This window comes from Vogesella amnigena, assembly GCF_042648905.1.
In the GTDB taxonomy this organism is placed as follows: domain Bacteria; phylum Pseudomonadota; class Gammaproteobacteria; order Burkholderiales; family Chromobacteriaceae; genus Vogesella; species Vogesella amnigena.
The window spans coordinates 1-1878 of the sequence record NZ_JBHRYH010000003.1; the positions used below are offsets into that span (position 1 = coordinate 1).

Consider the following 1878-nt stretch of genomic DNA (forward strand, 5'->3'; position numbering starts at 1 on the left):
CCCCTTCGCCCTTCGGATGTTCTCCTACAAGCTACCGGGGCACACCTTCTCCCGAAGTTACGGTGTCAATTTGCCGAGTTCCTTCTCCTGAGTTCTCTCAAGCGCCTTAGAATTCTCATCCTGCCCACCTGTGTCGGTTTGCGGTACGGTTCTCGTATAGCTGAAGCTTAGTGGCTTTTCCTGGAAGCGTGGTATCAGTCACTTCAGGTCCGTAGACCCTCGTCATCACGTCTCGGTGTTGAATGAAAGGGCGGATTTGCCTACCCTAACCACCTACCGGCTTAAACGACCTATTCCAACAGGCCGCTGACCTAACCTTCTCCGTCCCCACATCGCACTATACGAAAGTACGGGAATATTCACCCGTTTCCCATCGACTACGCTTTTCAGCCTCGCCTTAGGGGCCGACTCACCCTACGCCGATGAACGTTGCGTAGGAAACCTTGGGCTTTCGGCGAGCGGGCTTTTCACCCGCTTTATCGCTACTCATGTCAGCATTCGCACTTCTGATATCTCCAGCATGCCTTACGACACACCTTCACAGACCTACAGAACGCTCCCCTACCACGTGTACAAAGTACACATCCGCAGCTTCGGTTATCAGTTTGAGCCCCGTTACATCTTCCGCGCAGGACGACTCGACCAGTGAGCTATTACGCTTTCTTTAAATGATGGCTGCTTCTAAGCCAACATCCTGGCTGTCTAGGCCTTCCCACCTCGTTTACCACTTAACTGATCATTTGGGACCTTAGCTGGCGGTCTGGGTTGTTTCCCTCTTGACGATGGACGTTAGCACCCACCGTCTGTCTCCCATGCTCGCACTTTCCGGTATTCTGAGTTTGCCATGGTTTGGTAAATCGCAATGACCCCCTAGCCATAACAGTGCTTTACCCCCGGAAGTGATACATGAGGCACTACCTAAATAGTTTTCGGGGAGAACCAGCTATCTCCGAGTTTGTTTAGCCTTTCACCCCTATCCACAGCTCATCCCCTAGTTTTGCAACACTAGTGGGTTCGGACCTCCAGTGCGTGTTACCGCACCTTCATCCTGGCCATGGATAGATCACTCGGTTTCGGGTCTACACCCAGCGACTGAATCGCCCTATTCGGACTCGGTTTCCCTACGCCTCCCCTATTCGGTTAAGCTTGCCACTGAATGTAAGTCGCTGACCCATTATACAAAAGGTACGCAGTCACCCCACTAAGGAGGCTCCCACTGTTTGTATGCATCCGGTTTCAGGATCTATTTCACTCCGCTCCCGCGGTGCTTTTCGCCTTTCCCTCACGGTACTGGTTCACTATCGGTCGATCACGNGAAGGGGCTCCCACTGTTTGTATGCATCCGGTTTCAGGATCTATTTCACTCCGCTCCCGCGGTGCTTTTCGCCTTTCCCTCACGGTACTGGTTCACTATCGGTCGATCACGAGTATTTAGCCTTGGAGGATGGTCCCCCCATCTTCAGACAGGATTTCGCGTGTCCCGCCCTACTTCTCGTACGCTTAGTACCAGGAATGCAATTTCGTGTACGGGGCTATCACCCACTATGGCCACACTTTCCAGAGTGTTCCACTATCGCAATCCTTATCACGTACAGGCTCTTCCGCGTTCGCTCGCCACTACTTACGGAATCTCGGTTGATTTCTTTTCCTCGGGGTACTTAGATGTTTCAGTTCTCCCGGTTCGCCTCCATGCGCCTATATATTCAGCGCAGGATCTCCTTGCGGAGGGGTTTCCCCATTCGGACATCAGCGGATCAAAGCTCCATTGCCAGCTCCCCGCTGCTTTTCGCAGGCTTGCACGTCCTTCATCGCCTGTGATCGCCAAGGCATCCACCAGATGCACTTAGTCGCTTGACTCTATCATTTCAGATACCTTGC

1 rRNA gene is annotated in these 1878 nt (G+C 52.7%); it reads right to left on the reverse strand.

What is annotated here, in order from left to right:
* Window positions 1-1857: ribosomal RNA gene (locus ACFOKJ_RS01685) — 23S ribosomal RNA — on the reverse strand; the annotation flags it as partial.
* Window positions 1858-1878 lie beyond the last annotated feature (21 nt).